This is a genomic window from Clostridium sp. M62/1, from assembly GCF_020736365.1.
GTDB lineage: Bacteria > Bacillota > Clostridia > Lachnospirales > Lachnospiraceae > Otoolea > Otoolea saccharolyticum_A.
The window spans coordinates 13,315-29,964 of sequence record NZ_CP085988.1; the positions used below are offsets into that span (position 1 = coordinate 13,315).

Consider the following 16,650-nt stretch of genomic DNA (forward strand, 5'->3'; position numbering starts at 1 on the left):
ATGTATAACGCAACAAAATGGCTCGACAAAGTGGTAGACGTCGATAGCGGCGAGGTCATTCAGGCCGGAACCGATCAGAGCGCCGCCCACTTCAACAACATGGAGAGCGGGATCACAGACGCCAGCGTGGCCGCTGCCATGCTCCTGATCGCAGCCGGAGAGCTCCAGTCTCAGACAGAGATCGAGCGCCACGTCGTAGAACTGAAAAACACGGCGAGCTATCCGTTCAACAACTCCACTAAGACCGTGAGCCTTGCGATCACTCGCGACAACACAGACTACACCGTGGACGCGGATATTCAGGCCCACACCGGAAATGTCGGCGAGATCCAGATCTACGACAAGCAGCTCAACGGCTTCAAGGTCAAGTACGACGGAAGCGCCGAGAGCGCCACCCTTATTTTAAGAATCAAAGGAGGTAAATAAACCATGGCAAAAATCAACGACGTGCAGGTGATCGAGAAGAACACCGGCGAAAAGATCCAGTGGGAGCAGGACGGCTACCGTCTCAGCTTCGACGACGACGCGCTCAGCGTCAAGGTTACCAAGTATCAGGGCGACGAGGCCCGCACCCTCGACGTGTGCATGGATCGCGGCGGTGATCTCATGCTCGGCACCCAGCCCGGCGGCCGCTATGTGGCCCAGATCGAGATCCCGGCCGCAACCTATACCGAGACACCGATCGAACCGCAGGAAGGCGCCGACGAGTCCGGCGATACCAACCGCCAGACCGTAGAGCACACAAAGAACCCGCTCGACATGGCAGAGGTGAAGCTGATCCTCTGGAGCATTGAATAAGCAGAAAGGAGCACAAGAAAATGGCAAATTTTGACCTCACCAATCTGGCAGTAAAAATGATCTGCCCGAACAACGTCGTCAAGACAGACGACACCGATCTCCCTTCCGTTCTGGTGTATATCCCGAAGTTTAAGAACTCGGACGTACTCACCGGCGGAAATGACAGCACCCACCCGGCCTTTATCGTCAACGGCGTGGAAATCCCCGGCTTTTACTACGGCAAGTATCAGGCCAAGGTTTACAACTCCGTAGCGTACAGCCTGCCGGGCGAAGATCCGACCGCAAGTATCAACTTCGACACCGCACGCGCACGCTGCGAGGCCAAGGGCGCAGGCTGGCACCTGAGCACTAACGCAGAATGGGCCGCGATCGCTCTCTGGTGCAAGAAAAACGGCTTCCTCCCGTATGGTAACAACAACTACGGCAAAGACAGCCGCGAAAGTAATTACAAAGCCGCGCCGAGCTACTACGAAAGCGGCAAGATCGCGAGAGTTGCAACTGGTACCGGCCCGATCTCATGGAGCCACGACAAGACCATGGCTGGTATCTGGGATCTGAACGGCAACGTGTGGGAATGGCAGGGAGGAATCCGCCTTGTTTGGGGTGAGCTTCAGATCCTCGCAAACAACGACGCAGCCGATCCGGACAACCCTCAGAACGCAACGAGCACATGCTGGAAGGCTATCAACGCCGCAGACGGCGCCCTCGTGGATCCTGAGAGCAAGACGACCGACAGCTCCGCCCATGTTTCCGGTAAAACCGTAAAACTGGACTATGTGAACAACAAGTGGACGTACTCTACTTCGATCACCAACGCCAAAGATGAAAGCCGAAGCTGCGCCTTTTATCAGGTTGCTGCCGACAGCTCGATCGGAGACGCTGCCAAGGTTATGCTGCGCGCTCTCGCCCTTCTCCCGGACTCTGACGTCACTACTGACGTATACGAGGGCGACTACATGTGGTGGAATAACGGCGTAGCCGAGCGCTGCGTGTTTCGCGGGGGCCGCTGGTACTCCGGTGCGAGCGCTGGTGTGTTCTACCTCGGCGGCCACAACTCCCGCGGCGGTGTGGGCACGGGCCTCGGCTTCCGTGCCGCTTATATCCCGGAAATCCGGTAATCTGGCAATCTGAAAATCTGGCATGAGGGTGGCCCACCAAGCCACCCTCTACCCTTTTAAGGAGTAACAACATGGACAACTTACAACTGCGGCAGCGTATCGTTCGGAGCATGATCCGGGTGAGCGAACGCACCGCAAATATGAGAAAACCCGAAAAATTCGAGTATCGCAAGCACATGACGGCGGCGTTCATGGATATGCTGGAGCTCTGCATTGAGGCCAACCGGGCCAGAGGCTCGCGCCGGGTAGAACTCCAGAACAAAATGGACACCAAGCTGGACGTGCTGCGCTCTCTCGTAGACACGGCAGTTTCTCCGGAGGATCGCCTGATCTCTCCGGGGCTCCACGAAATATGGAGCAAGGAGCTGAACGAAATCGGGCGTATGCTCGGCGGCTGGAAAAAGTCGAACGAGTAAAGCCCGTGGGGAATGTGTCGAGATAAAGGAGGCGCTGCGTGTTTCGCGGGGGCCTCTGGCCCAACGGTGCGTCCGCTGGTGTGTTCTGCCTCAGCGGCATCGACTCCCGCAGCTGTGTGGGCACGTACCTCGGCTTCCGTGCCGCTTATATCCCGGAAATCCGGTAATCTGGCAATCTGAAAATCTGGCATGAGGGTGGCCCACCAAGCCACCCTCTACCCTTTTAAGGAGTAACAACATGGACAACTTACAACTGCGGCAGCGTATCGTTCGGAGCATGATCCGGGTGAGCGAACGCACCGCAAATATGAGAAAACCCGAAAAATTCGAGTATCGCAAGCACATGACGGCGGCGTTCATGGATATGCTGGAGCTCTGCATTGAGGCCAACCGGGCCAGAGGCTCGCGCCGGGTAGAACTCCAGAACAAAATGGACACCAAGCTGGACGTGCTGCGCTCTCTCGTAGACACGGCAGTTTCTCCGGAGGATCGCCTGATCTCTCCGGGGCTCCACGAAATATGGAGCAAGGAGCTGAACGAAATCGGGCGTATGCTCGGCGGCTGGAAAAAGTCGAACGAGTAAAGCCCGTGGGGAATGTGTCGAGATAAAGGAGGCGCTGCGTGTATCGCGGGGGCAACTGGAACAACGGTGCGAACGCTGGTGTGTTCTACCTCAACGGCAACAACTCCCGCAGCAATGTGAACACGAACATCGGCTTCCGTGCCGCTCTTGCCTTATTTGTTTATTTTCTGAGGGCCAAGGCCCAGCAGAAACACCAAGGCAAAAGGGATGCATTTCCCGGCCGACAAGGCCAAAGATACACGCTCGTGCTGCTCTGCCGGTGGAGGCCGCCGGGGACACCGAGCAAACCGCGCAGGCTGGCCGTTGTCTGCTATGCGGGCAGAAGGGGGATCCGGATCCTGCGGCGTGGCGACCGCAGAGGAAAGATCTCGCCGAGGAATGTCACAACGCGGGCCATAATTATGACAACACAAGGAGGAACGAGGACATGGATCCAAGAAACCAGCCCTCCCTTCTGGAGAGAATATACTCGTGGGAGAATCTTCTGGACGCATACCACGAGGCAGCAAGCGAGAAGTGGTACCGCAACGACGTGACCGCCTTCGCGGCGAATCTGGAGGAAAACCTGATCAGTATACAAAACGACCTGATCTGGCACACCTACAAAGTGGGCCGGTACCGGCAGTTCTACGTCCATGAACCGAAGAAACGGCTCGTCATGGCTCTGGGCTTCCGGGATCGTGTCGTGCAGTGGGCGATCTACCTCCAGACAAACCAACACCTCGACAATGGCATGATATACCACAGCTACGGGTGCAGGGTGGGAAAAGGAACCACCAGAGCAGCCGACCGGCTTCAATACTGGTGCACACTCGTGGATCGGAAGCCGGGCAAATGGTACTACCTGAAACTGGACGTATCAAAGTATTTTTACCGGGTGGATCACCGGGTACTGCTCGACATACTCCGCCGGAAGTTCCCGAACGAGGACGGCTACCTCTGGCTTATGGAAACAATTATAAATTGCGACCATACACCCTTTGGACTGCCTCCGGGAAAGTCCGCCGACGAGATCCCACCGTCTGAAAGACTGTTCGAGGTAGGTATGCCGATCGGAAACCTCACGAGCCAGCTACTCGCGAACGTCTGCCTCAATGAGCTGGATCAGTATATCAAGCACGAGCTGAAAGCCCATTTTTACGACAGATACATGGACGACATGGCGCTGCTCTATCCTGACGCGGCCACACTGAACCGGTGGAGGGTTGCGATCGAGAAGTATCTGAACGAAGTCCTGCACCTCGAATTGAACAGCAAAACCACGATCGGACTCGTCAAGCACGGGATCACCTTCGTGGGCTGCCGAATCTATCCGGGGTACCGCAAACCGACAGCTCAGTCGGTCAAGAAAATGAAGGCACGTATGCGCTACATAGCGAAAGAGTACGAGGCCGGGCTGATCGACTTCGACGCGGTAGACGCGACCATGCAGAGCTACTTCGGACTTATGGGCCACTGCTCCACTCACGGGCTCCAGAAATGGATCGAGAAAAATATTATTTTCAAACGCAAAGAAATGGCAGACATAGAGCTGCCGCAGGAGGTGACACAATGGGAATTGAATCAGTTTTGATCGCCTGCCTTCCTTCGGCGATCACTGGGTTCTGCTTCTGGTGTATCGAGCAGAAAATCCAGAAACAGAGCAAGAAACTGGAGAAGGAAGAAAAACAACGACGAGAAGCTCAGGACAAGCGCGAAAAGCTCCACGAACAGCAGGAGCTTTTTTTAGTGCAGGGAGTAAACGCCGCGATCGCCCTCGGAGAAGCCACGGCCAGAGCCGTGCAGCGGATCCCGGACGCGAACTGCAACGGTGATATGCACGCGGCCCTCGACTATGCCGCCAAGGTCAAACATGATCAGAAGGACTTCCTGACGAGGCAGGGGATCGAATCTATTTATGAAAGCTAAGGAGGTGACACCATGACTGAGGAAACGCTGGAACCGGTAGAAACCGAAACAGATCCGGAGGAACGGATCCGAGAGCTGACAGCCGAAAACCGTCGGCTCCGGAAGCAGATCAAACGAATGAGAGAGGCTGCAGCCACCAGCAAAAAGGTGGAATTTTCAAAAATTATTTTCTGCGGCGCTTCAATCGTGACGATCTTAATTACCGTCTTTTCCTGCTGGATTATTTACTCCACCATGGACACCTCAGCCCTCGCCTACCTGATCCCGGCCGTGTTCGCTGAAATGGCGAGCGCGACCGGTTTTTACTACACGAAGGCCAAGGCTGAAAACAAAATCAAATTGATGAACGCCAACGGCGTGCAGCCAGAGGCGGACAACTTCAACGACTTCTAAGGAGGTGGAACATGTCACTCATTGGAAAAAACAACGAGGAAAAGATCTGGAATTTCCTCACCGGCAAGGGCCTGAACTCATACGGGGCCGCCGGACTCATGGGAAACCTGTTCGCGGAGAGCGGGCTCAACCCTCACAACCTCCAGAACACCTACGAGAAAAAGCTCGGCTATACAGACGACGACTACACCGACGCGGTGGACTCCGGAAAGTATACCGGCTTCGTGCATGACTCCGCAGGCTACGGCCTCGCGCAGTGGACATTCTGGAGCCGCAAGGAGGCGCTCCTGAATTATGTCAAGGCTGCCGGTGCCTCGATCGGAGATCTGGAAACTCAGCTCGGCTTCCTCTGGAAAGAACTCGCCGAAAGCTACACCGCGGTGCTGGCCGTGCTGAAAAAAGCCACCAGCGTGAGACAGGCTTCCGACGCCGTGCTGCTCAAATATGAACAGCCAAAGGATCAGAGCGCCAGCGTCCAGACGAAGCGGGCCAGCTACGGGCAGACCTACTTCGACAAATACGCAACCAAGACAACCAACGACACACAAGGAGGTAAAACCATGAGCAATAGTTCATTAGTGGACTGCACAGTTTACAGCCCTAACCACAGCGGAAAGAGAACCCACTCGATCGACCGTCTGACACCGCACTGCGTAGTCGGCCAGTTATCTGCCGAAACGATCGGCGCCTGCTTCCCTAAAGGCAGGGACGCAAGCTGCAACTACGGGATCGGGTACGACGGCCGCGTCTGCCTGATCGTGGACGAGTGCAACCGGAGCTGGTGCAGCTCCAGCAACGCAAACGACCAGCGAGCGATCACGATCGAGTGCGCCAGCGATAAGGCCGAACCATACGCCATGAAATCCGCAGTTTACGAGAAATTGATCAAGCTCTGCGCTGACATCTGCAAGAGAAACGGAAAAACGAAGGTGCTCTGGCTCGGCAGCAAGGAGAAGGCTCTCGCATACGAGCCGAAGGCGAACGAGATCGTCCTCACCGCGCACCGCTGGTTCGCGAATAAATCGTGCCCCGGCGACTGGCTTTATTCCAGATATGGGGAGCTCGCCGACAGAATCAACGCACTGCTCGGCTCTACTGACTCCGGCAACTCCGGCGGAAATAATACCCCGTCCGGCGGTTCCGGCGTGAAATACTACGTCCAGACCGGCGCCTATAAGCAGAAAGCAAACGCCGACGCTCAGCTCAAAAAGGTGAAGGCTGCCGGTTTTGACGCCATTCTCAAACAGTCCGGCGGCTTCTACAAGGTACAGACCGGCGCCTACTCCAAGAAAGAAAACGCCGACGCCGAAGTCAAAAAGCTGAAAGCGAAGGGCTTCGACGCAATCGTAACGACCGACGGCGGAAACGCTGCCGGATCTGCAAGCTCTGAGATCAAAGTCGGCGACGTGGTTCAGTTCTCTGGTGGCCCTCACTACGGAAGCACTGCAGCTTCGACTGCTGCCGGATCTCCGAAAGCTGGCCCGGCCAAAGTCACCAGAATTGTGAAGGGCGCAAAGCACCCGTACCATATCGTACACACTGACAGCCAGTCCAATGTCTACGGCTGGGTGGACGCGGCCAACGTCTCAAAATGAGCACGGCTGCCAGTGTCCTGCTGCTGATCGTGGCCGTGGCCGTCCATGCGATCTGGATCCGCTCCCTCGTGGAGTGGGACGGCTCACCGTGCGACGCAGCAGACTGTAAAAACTGCCCGTACTATCCGGGAGAAAACAGAAAGGAGAACCAACACCATGAACGAAGCTATGACTCAGATCCTCAACGCAGCGACGCCGATCCTCTGCCTGCTCATTACTGCCGGTGGCGCCTACCTCGTGGCGCTGCTCAAACGCCAGACAGCCCAGATCGAGAAAGATCTGGACAATGAGACAGCCACCAAATACATGAACATGGCAGTGGACGCCGTAGCTCAGGCCGTGGCCTACACGGCCCAGACGTTCGCGGACTCACTGAAAGCCGAGGGCAAATTCACCAAAGAGAAGCAGCTCGAAGCCTTCGAGAAGTCCAAAAACAAGACACTGGAGATCCTCGGCGACACAACCGTGGCCGCCCTCCGTGAGATTTACGGCGACTTCGACGCATGGCTCGAAACCAAGATCGAGCAGGTATGCAGAGAAACCAAGGCCGCCAGCGAGTCCCAGATCAAGGCAGCAACGGCCGACGCAGCAACAACCGCGGCAAGCGTAGCGGCAACGATCGCCACCACTGCGGTGCAGCAGCTCGCAGCCGAAGCTCCGGCCGCTGAATCTAAAACAGAATAGGCCCCTGACATGTTCAGGACATAAAGAAAGCCCGGCGGGAGTGTTATCTCCTACCGGGCTATTTTTTATAAGCAGGCCAGCGCCGCCTTGTATGCCTTCGATCTCGTGTTTGGCTTCTGGAAGTCGTAGCGATCGCGGCCCTCCACCGACTTCGCAAGAGCGGGATCCGCCGCCACCTGATCGGCAAACTGGCAAAACTTCAAATACTGCGGAGCTTTTCGAGGATCCGCCAGACCGGAACTGGCCACACTGGCAGCAACTGCATGGGCGAAAAGGATCGCCTTCTCCCTGATCGGAAGTTGGCAAACCATACAGTCAAGCAAGCCACCCTCTCCGGCCAGCGTAGAAAAGCAAACGCCGCAGCTCTGAGCATACTCTACAAGACCGGGAGCGGGATCCTGATCGTCTCCGATCTCTGCCCTGCTGATCAACGCGGTGGCGTCCACAACCGTGCAGCCTTCCGGCAGACGAACACCAAGATCTGCGGCGTACCGCTGCTGCTTTTCAGACGGCGGGAGGAACGGGATCACCTCAACGCTCTGCGGATCCACACAGCCAAGAGCTGCCGCCTTCTCTACTGCTGCCGCTTCTGAAATGGCGTCCACCTTTTTGTACTTTTTCTTTCCTGTCCCCGGATCTTTTCCCCAGATCCCAAAAATTCCATAATTACAAAACCCGCCGAACGGGCCCTTCTTTCCAACCATGCCATGCCCTCCTAATTCTTTTTTGCGTTTATTCGCTTTTAGTCATGTTTGGGATAATTATAGGCGCCCGGCCATGGTAAAGTCAAGAAGCTATCAGTCATGTTTGGGATAAAGGAGGGTGAAAGGTTGAAACTCTACAAGCACACGAATGGAACGTGCAACGCCTCCGGCCCTGCGATCCGGGCCCTCCGCGAAAGGGCGGGAATATCTCAGGAACAGCTCGCCGCCAAGTTGCAACTGGCTGGGCTGAATCTGAATCAGAAAGCAGTGAGCCGGATCGAAACCGGCGACCGCGTGGTGCCGGACTTCGAGCTAAACTATTTTGCGACAGTGCTCGGCGTGCCAGTTTGCACACTGCTGGAATATGAAAAATGAGGCGGGAAACCGTCTCTTTTTTTATGCGAAAAAGTGCGAAAATGCAGGAAATGAGCTTGACTATATACACCCGTAGGTGTATAATAATATTACAAGGTAAGGGAAAACCTGAGTAAGAAAAAAGGAGGAAAACAGAACAAGCGAAAGGAGGACACAACGGTGGACGAACAGAAAGAAAAGCAAACAAAAGAACTGCTCGAAGTTCTCGAAAAGGCTTTAAGAAGTGAAGCGGTGGAACGGATCACGATAACAATAAAGCCAAATCAAAAACCTAAGCAGTCCTAAAGGCTCGGCGGTGGGAAATTCCCACCCACCGCCTTTATTATATCCACCGGCTACAACAAAGTCAAGAAGGAGGCCGACACATGGAAATCACGGTAAAGGTAAATTATAAAAACGAAAAACTGCAAAAGCTCAGACAGGCCGCTGGCCTCTCCCAGTCGCAGCTCGCGGAAGCCGCCGGGGTAAACGTCCGAATGTATCAGAAATATGAACAGGGCGACCGGGATATAAGCAAGGCGCAGCTCTCCACGCTGCTGCGGATCTGTAAAGCACTGAGTTGTAAACTCTCAGATATAGTGACAGACGCGGAAACGTCCGAGCTTTTAGCAGAGTATGAGAAATAAGCACCACACATTCAAGGGGGCGGCTTCGGCTGCCCCTCATTTTTTGTATATTGGAGGTAAACCCATGAGAAGATTCAAACACCTGAGCAAATCCGACAGGATCCGGATCGAAACCCTGAACAATGACGGCAAGACTCCGAAAGAAATCGCGGAAGTTGTCGGCGTGCATATTAGCACAATATACCGCGAGCTGCAGCGTGGACAGTACACGCACCGGAATAGTGACTGGACAGAGGAAACCCGATACAGTTCAGACCTCAGCGAAATGAAATACCGGGCCAACCTTGCGGCCAAAGGCGCCGACCTGAAAATCGGAAACGATCGCCGCCTCGCTGAATATATAGAAACCAAGATCGCAGACGAAAAGTACAGCCCGGAGGCCGTGCTGGGAGAAATCAAGGCGCAAGGGCTCCGGTTCAACATAGAGATCAAGAGCAAAAACACCATTTACAGTTATATCGAGAAGGGGATCTTCCTCAGACTCACAAACAAAGACCTCCCGGTCAAGGGTGACAAGAAGCGCAGCTACCACAAGGTACAGACTCAGAAACGCGCACCGAAGGGCGAAAGCATAGAAAAGCGCCCGGATATAATCGGCGAGCGCTCCACCTTCGGGCACTGGGAAATGGACACCGTAGTGAGTGCCAGACCGGGAAAGGCTGCGATCCTCGTCCTGACCGAGAGACTCACCCGGAATGAGATCACGGCCAAACTCCCGGACAAAAGCGCGGCCAGCGTGGTGCAGGCCCTCGACGATCTGGAAAAAGAATGGGGTGAGCTTTTCCCTCGCGTGTTCCAAACAATCACCGTAGACAACGGCAGCGAGTTTGCGGACTGCCCCGGCATAGAGCGCAGCATACTGGCGGAGGGATCCCGGACGAAGTGCTACTACTGCCACCCGTACAGCTCATACGAGCGCGGAAGTAACGAGAACCTCAACAAGATGATCCGCCGCTGGCTGCCAAAGGGGACGAACTTCGACGAGATCGGCGCCGAAGTGATCCAGACAATAACAAACTGGCTGAACAACTACCCGCGGAAGATCCTCGGATTTTTGCCAGCCAGTGCAGTATTTCAAGAGCAAATGGACGCCCTTTTGGGGGCCTGATAAAATTTATTTAATTTTTTTCGCATTTACTCTTGACTTTTCCCTTCGGAAAAGATAATATTAAATGCGAAAGGAAGCGAAAGCCTCCGGACGCATTATTTTTTTACCTGAAAAGCACAGAAAGAGAGGTGAGAACGTGCGAAACTACCGATATTTGACATTCGGCGACCGCGAGAAAATCGAGACGGAATACGCAGCCGGAGGACGTCCGGCCGACATTGCGATCGACCTCGGCGTCCATGTGGCGACTATCTATAAAGAACTGAAAAGAGGCGACACCGGCCAGCTCGACAAGAACATGCGCCGAGAGTATAGCGCCGAACTCGCCCAGCGCCGACTCATTGAGAGCTTTAAGTGCCGCGGGCGAAAATCCCCCACTATATAAAAAAGAAAGGAGCGACAACATGGCAGCATTACACGAAATAGCTCGGCAGTACGCCGAAGAAATCCGCGACGGTATAGCGTGGGTGATTATATGGAAAACTGGCCGAAGCTGGCACGCGGAAAGCGTCTGGCTCAACCAAGACTCTGACACCTTCGAGCTGGAGGATCTGAGCACTGCCACCGAAATTTTGGAACAGGATCCGAACGCTGTCATGGTGAACGGCTACTACTGCGGGCACTTCGGCGAGAACATGACGATCGCAGAACTGGAGGCCGGTATTCTCTGGCACTACGAAGGCGGCTGCAATCTCCTGAAAAACTCGACGGCCTTCCCTCCTGAGCCGATACCACGCCCGGAAAATCTCCCGGCAGATATGCCATGGTACGGCAAGGAAACCACCGAGGAACCGGATCCATATATATTCGACGGCTACATGAGCGTCGAGGACTACGAGAAACGCCAGCAGCTCATAGCTGCGGATCAGGCGCGAAGCGATCCACTCCCGGACGAGTCGCCACCAGAACCTCAGCACACAGAGCTCACGATCCAGATCGGCCCACCTGCCGCCACTGCCCTGCTCGACGCTCTCGCCGACGCAATGAAGGCAGCAGCTCGCGCAGTCCGACAACTCATGGACGAGCTCGCGGATCGGTTCCAGAAGTTCCAGCAATACGCGCGAAAAGCCGTGGACACTTTTGTGGACTCCCTACTATATAGAGCCAACACCCACCCGAAATGGTGGCACCTATACAAACACGCACGGAAATGGAGAACCCGGAAGAAATACAAGCGACTACTTATGAGGCAGCTATGCAGCAGGCTGGCCGCTGGATAGGAGGTGATCCCATGAACGACTCGCGAAACCTAAGCGGGCCCGTACTCATGCCCGGCGCGACGGCTGCCGCTATGAAGTATGCCAAGAGTGCGGGCTGGACTGGAATGTAAGCAAGCAGGCGGTGATCCCGTGGTACGGCTACAAGTGCCCGATCTGCCGCAGCAAATACAGAAAAGGAGCAAAACCATGAGAAACGAAGTAATTTACGACAAAAACGGGCGCCCGGACATTATGGTGGTTTTTACCCCGTCCGAGCTGGGACTCCCTGACACCCTGAGAGGCCGCAAGGTTAAGGAATACGCGATCAGCAAGTACCAGAACACATTGATCGACGGCGTTCCGTACTCTCTCCCATTTATGAAACCGGCTGTGAATATCAGCCACGACGAAGCAATCCGCCTCTGCGAGAGCAAGGGTGAAGGCTGGCACCTGATCACTAACGACGAGTGGGTGGCTCTCGGCTTCTGGAGCTGGGACAACGACACCATGCCGACCGGAAACACCGCAAGCGGCAAGAGTCACAGCCACCCGGAGCAGACCGGCACTACATACGAAGGAGGCTGCGGCAAGACCTTGACCGGATCCGGCCCGGTTCAGTGGAACCATGACGGCACGGCCTACGGTGTAGCTGACATGTGCGGTAACATCTGGGAACACGTCGGCGGCGTTCGATTTATGGACGGTATGCCGCAGGTGATCCCGAACAACGGCGCAGCCTATGGCGCGGATCAGTCCAAAGACTCGCCGGAGTGGGAGGCAATCTACACCGAGGACGGCGATCCGGTTTACTACAACGTACACGACGGAGAGATCACCCTCCAGCCGGTACACCCGGACGGCACCGACTACGACGGCGTAAAGTTCACGGATCTGGAAGCTCGCAGCGACATGGACGTGCCGGACAAGCTGAAAGATCTCGGCCTCTATCCTGCCGACGGCTACGAAAGCGACGAATACTTCTGGCTCGACTCTAACGGCGAGCGGGTTATTTTTCGCGGGGGCGACTGGAGCGACGGTGCGAACGCTGGTGTGTTCTCCCTCTACGGCAACGGCTCCCGCGGCCTTGTGGGCACGGGCCTCGGCTTCCGTGCCGCTTGCGTTCGGTTTATCTGCGACTCTGACACTCTGGACGATCTGGACTCTGATAAGAAGCAGCCAGAACCGAAAAAGCGTAGCATTTTAGCTCCGGACTTTATCGGACGGATCAAGCAGGCACTCGCCCGGCAGTTTCAGAAGCTCTACGAAGCCGCGCACGGCGAGGATCCGGAAGGCTTCACTGAACTGGCCGAGAAGGCAACAGACGAAGAACTTGCCAAGGCTGCAAAACTCAGCGCCACACTGGCTCAGGTGAACGCAGCCGTGGACATGTACGAGCTGACCGCTAAGCAGTTAAAGCTCGCAGCCACAACCTCGATCACAATCAAAACGGAGGTGAACGACCATGAATGAGCTCCGGGACATATTCGCGAAATACAAAGCAGTCGTATTTTTTGACACTGAGACAACCGGGCTCGAAGCTGAAAGCTGCCAGATCATTGAACTGGCAGCAATCAGAGTCGAGAAAACCGAACGGGGCACCCTCCGCATGGCCGACAGCGCCGACGTGTTCGTGAAACTGCCGGAAGGTGAGCGGATCCCTCAGAAGATCGTCGAGCTAACAGGGATCACAGACGAGCAGCTCGAAAACGAAGGAATTACCGAGACTGAGGCTGCCGCTCGCTTCACTGAGTTGATCGGCGGCGGCCGCGTCCTTCTGGTAGCCCACAATGCACAGTTTGATCTCCTGTTTACTGCTGAAATGCTCCGGAGACACGGAAACGGTGGCCCGGAAGTCCTGAAAGCTGCCGACTATCTGGACAGCCTAACCGTTTACAAAGACCGCCGGGCATATCCTCACAAGCTGGCGAACGCGATCCTCACCTATAAGCTGGAGGACAAGGTTCAGAACTCCCACAGAGCGATCGACGACGTGGCGGCACTGTTTGAGGTGTGCAAGGCCATGGACGCGGAACGCTCCGATCTTCTCAGCTATGTGAACGTGTTCGGATATAACCCGAAGTATGGAGTAAGTGGGAAACGGATCGAAAAGGTGGCCTACTGGCCACAGAATTTCAACAAATACATGCAGGCTCCGAGCTATACGCTCCCGGCCAAACTCAGACAAAGAAGGAGGTAACAGAAATGCGAAGCAGCTCGCTGAAAGTATACAGCCCGGTGGAATACACCGGGTACAAAGAAAAAAGAAGCGGCCACCCGTCGGAACCGGGAAGCCGCACAGGCAATCGAAAAACCACGCGAAAGCCTAAGCCTATTTTATACCGGCTGCGCCGTTTTTGCAAGCGCCTGAACTGGAAAGGGATCGGCGGGCTGGCAGTCACCACAGTGGTGATCGTGTTCGCAGTGCGCGGCGTCGTGGGTATGTTCTCAGAACACACCCAGACAAAAACAGCCCCGATCACAACCAGCAGCCCGGCGGCCGAGGAATCTCAGCCCTACGTTTTTTACTACAAGGACGGGCAAGCCGTAAGCTGGGAGGACGTCACAGACGCATGGGCCGAAGAGGCAGGGATCCAGAAGCGCTACGCTCTCACTGACGCCGAGCGACTGGAGATCGCTCAGGTGCTCACGGCCGAAGCTGGAGGCGAACCCTTCGCCGGAAAGATCGCAGTAGCTCAGTGTATTCTCCAGACCTGCGAGGACGAAGGGATCCGACCGGACGAAGTGCTGCGCGTGTACGCATATAGCAAGCGCCGCCCGGAACCGACTCAGGAAGCCCTCGAAGCCGTGCAGGACGTGTTCGACTTCGGGATCGTGGCAACGACCGAGCCGATCAAATACTTTTACGCTCCCGCTCTCACGGACAGCGAGTGGCACGAGTCCCAGATCTATGTAATGACCATTAACGGACACCGATTTTTTAAGGAGGCAACCGAATGAATAACGAAAACAAGCCAAGCGTGATCGCAGAGCTCACGGCTGCACTTGCCAGCATGGCGGAACGCGCCGCCGCTGCTGAGGCCGAAGCCGAGCAGTACAAGAAAAGCTCAGGCGAGTGGTACCAGTTTTTCACCAGCAAGGACAAGGAACTGAGAGACACGCAGGCAGAACTCCAGAAAGCCCGCAAGGCTCTGGAAGCAAAGGAAGGAGAACAGAACCATGGCAACGACAAAGAAAGCAATAGCTGAGGCTGAGCAGGCCGCAGAAATCAAAGAAGCAATCGCAGCACCCACCACAGAGCCGGAAACTCCGGCCGTAACACTGGACGAGCTGGAAAACATGGACATGAACATGTTCGACGCAGAGGAAACCGAAAGCGCTCCGCGCCCGGCATGGCGTATCACTGACGACGGCTGCGCCGACTGGGCCTGCCGAAAAATCGCAGAAGAAAAGACCGAGCTCGACCGAATCACCGCACTGGGCGAAAGCCAGATCGAGAAGATCCAGCAGAGAATCGACGCTGCTCAGCGCAGATATGAAAACGGCACCCGTTTTCTCACCGGAAAGCTCGCGGAATACTTCGAGACAGTCCCACACAAGACAACCAAGACAAAACACAGCTACCGCCTTCTCTCCGGCACTCTGGTGAAGAAACTCGGCGGCAGCACCATGAAACAGGACGACGACACACTGCTGGCCTATCTGAAAGCCTCCGGCAATGAGGATATGATCCAGAACACTGAAAAGCCGAAGTGGGGCGAGTTCAAGAAACGCCTCGAAATTGTAGGCGGCCAGATCGTAGACAAAACCACCGGCGAGCTGGTGGAGGGCGTGCAGATCATTGAGAAACCGGACACCTTCACGGTGGACGTGTAAGGAGGTAGCACATGGCAACAACCAAGGAAACGGCGGCCGCAAAGGCGGCCACCACCCCACCGGTACCGCTGACGCTGCAGCAGAAGTTCATCAAGTTGCGCGAAGCCGTTCCCTCTATCACCCAGAAGGCCCACAGCGACGGCGTAAAGTACAAGTTCGCGAAGATCTTCGACGTGTACCAGCTTCTCACTCCAGCCATGAATGAGTTCGGCGTCAATTTTGACATTGTAGGCGAGCAGGCCACCCGGCACAGTGAAAACGGGGATCCGATCTACTACTCCAACTTCACGCAGCACACCAGAAACGGCGACCGCATTGTCTGGGTGTACGAGGCCGACCTCACGATCCGCTGGACAAACGCAGACAACCCGGACGAGACTCTGGAAGTTACTCTCCACGCAATCGGAACGAACGACGGAGGCCCGGACAAGGCCAAAGGCTCCGCGTGGACGTACTGCCTCAAATACTACCTGTTTGAGAAGTTCGGCATTGATCAGGGCGACGACGATCCAGACATGAGCGACCACAGCAGCGAACCCCCTCAGCAGAGCCAGAAACAGCACACAGGAGCTCAGAACGGGAACCGGCAGGGAAACACCCAGCCGCAGGCACAAAATGGCCAGACGGGGCGCTCAGGCGCCGCACGACCACTCTCAGACGCTCAGCTCTCCCACCTCTACCGTAAAGGCGAGGACGCCGGGTACTCTCAGCAGTCGATCAACGAATGGATCCTGAAAAAATACGGACAGCAGGATCCACATAACCTGACGCGGGCCCAGTACGACGAAGCCTGCGCCGCTATGGACAACGCAAAGCAGCAAGGAGGACAAAACAATGCTTAATCATGTGGAGCTTCTGGGCCGTCTGGCTCAGGAGCCTGAAATCAGATACACACAGAGCGGCACACCAGTGGCGAGCTTCGACCTCGCCGTGCAGGTACCGAGTAAGAACAAAGACGCCGCTCCGGACTATATCCCGATCGTGTGCTGGAGAGAACGCGCCGAGTTTTGCGGCCGCTACCTCTCCAAAGGCCGCCAGATCGTAGTTGAGGGCCGGATCTCCACCCGTAAATGGAAGGACGAGAAAACCGGGCAGAACCGCAAGGCCGTGGAAGTTGTGGCCTCAAACATTTACTTCGCAGACAGCAACGGAGGCAACGCAAATGGCAATCCTCAGCCCGCCAACAACGACGGATTCATGGACATACCGGACGACGGACAGCTTCCTTTTAACTAATAACACCGACCGAAGGACGACCGCCGGACAGACCGGCGGAACTCTACGGCCAAACCAGAAACAAACCACGAAA

General features: G+C 55.7%; 24 protein-coding genes and 1 pseudogene. 24 read left to right on the forward strand and 1 reads right to left on the reverse strand.

Features of this window, described 5'->3' with window-relative positions; genetic code table 11:
* The 11 genes and pseudogenes from LK436_RS00095 (at position 1) to LK436_RS00140 (ending at position 7,495) form a co-directional block, all read left to right on the forward strand.
* Positions 1-426, forward strand: coding sequence for a hypothetical protein (locus tag LK436_RS00095; protein ID WP_008398605.1), 426 nt, complete (start codon positions 1-3; stop codon positions 424-426).
* Between the two features lie 3 nt (positions 427-429).
* Positions 430-798 (forward strand): hypothetical protein, encoded by a 369-nt coding sequence (locus LK436_RS00100; protein ID WP_008398604.1) that lies wholly within the window; start codon positions 430-432, stop codon positions 796-798.
* 20 nt (positions 799-818) lie between these two features.
* Entirely contained in the window at positions 819-1,916 is a 1,098-nt protein-coding gene (locus tag LK436_RS00105; protein WP_008398603.1) for an SUMF1/EgtB/PvdO family nonheme iron enzyme, read from the forward strand.
* Between the two features lie 71 nt (positions 1,917-1,987).
* Positions 1,988-2,332, forward strand: a complete 345-nt coding sequence (gene avd, locus LK436_RS00110; RefSeq protein ID WP_004220709.1) for a diversity-generating retroelement protein Avd — start codon at positions 1,988-1,990, stop codon at positions 2,330-2,332.
* Positions 2,333-2,570: 238 nt separating this feature from the next.
* Complete coding sequence (gene avd, locus LK436_RS00115; protein WP_004220709.1) at positions 2,571-2,915, forward strand: diversity-generating retroelement protein Avd; 345 nt, start codon at positions 2,571-2,573, stop codon at positions 2,913-2,915.
* A 427-nt stretch (positions 2,916-3,342) separates the two neighbouring features.
* A complete protein-coding gene (locus tag LK436_RS00120; protein WP_227910136.1) occupies positions 3,343-4,488 on the forward strand; it encodes a reverse transcriptase domain-containing protein in 1,146 nt (381 codons plus the stop codon).
* Complete coding sequence (locus LK436_RS00125; RefSeq protein WP_008398592.1) at positions 4,467-4,823, forward strand: hypothetical protein; 357 nt, start codon at positions 4,467-4,469, stop codon at positions 4,821-4,823. The genes LK436_RS00120 and LK436_RS00125 overlap by 22 nt, the downstream gene beginning before the upstream one ends.
* A gap of 12 nt (positions 4,824-4,835) precedes the next feature.
* Entirely contained in the window at positions 4,836-5,216 is a 381-nt protein-coding gene (locus tag LK436_RS00130) for a hypothetical protein (RefSeq protein WP_008398591.1), read from the forward strand.
* A gap of 11 nt (positions 5,217-5,227) precedes the next feature.
* Positions 5,228-5,725, forward strand: a pseudogene (locus LK436_RS18470) (phage tail tip lysozyme); the annotation flags it as partial.
* Between the two features lie 51 nt (positions 5,726-5,776).
* Positions 5,777-6,811 (forward strand): SPOR domain-containing protein, encoded by a 1,035-nt coding sequence (locus LK436_RS00135; RefSeq protein WP_347476094.1) that lies wholly within the window; start codon positions 5,777-5,779, stop codon positions 6,809-6,811.
* Positions 6,812-6,967: 156 nt separating this feature from the next.
* Positions 6,968-7,495, forward strand: coding sequence for a hypothetical protein (locus LK436_RS00140; protein ID WP_005933351.1), 528 nt, complete (start codon positions 6,968-6,970; stop codon positions 7,493-7,495).
* Between the two features lie 65 nt (positions 7,496-7,560).
* On the opposite strand, the gene LK436_RS00145 is transcribed toward LK436_RS00140, so the two are convergent.
* Positions 7,561-8,199 (reverse strand): hypothetical protein, encoded by a 639-nt coding sequence (locus tag LK436_RS00145; RefSeq protein ID WP_008398587.1) that lies wholly within the window; start codon positions 8,197-8,199, stop codon positions 7,561-7,563.
* 126 nt (positions 8,200-8,325) lie between these two features.
* Here LK436_RS00145 and LK436_RS00150 point away from each other — a divergent pair, with 126 nt between their 5' ends.
* The 13 genes from LK436_RS00150 to LK436_RS00205 all read left to right on the forward strand — a co-directional run bounded on the left by LK436_RS00150 (position 8,326) and on the right by LK436_RS00205 (position 16,577).
* Positions 8,326-8,574, forward strand: a complete 249-nt coding sequence (locus tag LK436_RS00150; RefSeq protein ID WP_330368535.1) for a helix-turn-helix transcriptional regulator — start codon at positions 8,326-8,328, stop codon at positions 8,572-8,574.
* Positions 8,575-8,733: 159 nt separating this feature from the next.
* Positions 8,734-8,859, forward strand: coding sequence for a hypothetical protein (locus tag LK436_RS18335; protein WP_004220727.1), 126 nt, complete (start codon positions 8,734-8,736; stop codon positions 8,857-8,859).
* An 80-nt stretch (positions 8,860-8,939) separates the two neighbouring features.
* Positions 8,940-9,200, forward strand: a complete 261-nt coding sequence (locus LK436_RS00155) for a helix-turn-helix domain-containing protein (RefSeq protein WP_004220730.1) — start codon at positions 8,940-8,942, stop codon at positions 9,198-9,200.
* 64 nt (positions 9,201-9,264) lie between these two features.
* Entirely contained in the window at positions 9,265-10,308 is a 1,044-nt protein-coding gene (locus tag LK436_RS00160) for an IS30 family transposase (RefSeq protein WP_044931628.1), read from the forward strand.
* A 64-nt stretch (positions 10,309-10,372) separates the two neighbouring features.
* Positions 10,373-10,693 (forward strand): helix-turn-helix domain-containing protein, encoded by a 321-nt coding sequence (locus LK436_RS00165; protein WP_005933190.1) that lies wholly within the window; start codon positions 10,373-10,375, stop codon positions 10,691-10,693.
* Between the two features lie 19 nt (positions 10,694-10,712).
* Positions 10,713-11,528: a hypothetical protein gene (locus LK436_RS00170; protein ID WP_008398655.1), complete on the forward strand. Its 816-nt coding sequence runs from the start codon at positions 10,713-10,715 to the stop codon at positions 11,526-11,528.
* 186 nt (positions 11,529-11,714) lie between these two features.
* Positions 11,715-12,977, forward strand: coding sequence for an SUMF1/EgtB/PvdO family nonheme iron enzyme (locus LK436_RS00175; RefSeq protein WP_227910118.1), 1,263 nt, complete (start codon positions 11,715-11,717; stop codon positions 12,975-12,977).
* Positions 12,970-13,704, forward strand: a complete 735-nt coding sequence (locus LK436_RS00180) for a PolC-type DNA polymerase III (RefSeq protein ID WP_008398652.1) — start codon at positions 12,970-12,972, stop codon at positions 13,702-13,704. The genes LK436_RS00175 and LK436_RS00180 overlap by 8 nt, the downstream gene beginning before the upstream one ends.
* 5 nt (positions 13,705-13,709) lie before the next feature.
* Entirely contained in the window at positions 13,710-14,465 is a 756-nt protein-coding gene (locus tag LK436_RS00185) for a spore cortex-lytic protein (RefSeq protein ID WP_008398649.1), read from the forward strand.
* On the forward strand, positions 14,462-14,713 hold the full coding sequence (locus LK436_RS00190) for a hypothetical protein (protein WP_004220566.1): 252 nt from the start codon (positions 14,462-14,464) through the stop codon (positions 14,711-14,713). Before LK436_RS00185 ends, LK436_RS00190 begins: the two co-directional genes overlap by 4 nt.
* Entirely contained in the window at positions 14,685-15,341 is a 657-nt protein-coding gene (locus tag LK436_RS00195) for a host-nuclease inhibitor Gam family protein (protein WP_008398647.1), read from the forward strand. Before LK436_RS00190 ends, LK436_RS00195 begins: the two co-directional genes overlap by 29 nt.
* Positions 15,342-15,352: 11 nt before the next feature.
* Positions 15,353-16,183 (forward strand): ERF family protein, encoded by an 831-nt coding sequence (locus tag LK436_RS00200; RefSeq protein ID WP_008398645.1) that lies wholly within the window; start codon positions 15,353-15,355, stop codon positions 16,181-16,183.
* Positions 16,176-16,577, forward strand: coding sequence for a single-stranded DNA-binding protein (locus LK436_RS00205; protein WP_004220570.1), 402 nt, complete (start codon positions 16,176-16,178; stop codon positions 16,575-16,577). Before LK436_RS00200 ends, LK436_RS00205 begins: the two co-directional genes overlap by 8 nt.
* Positions 16,578-16,650 lie beyond the last annotated feature (73 nt).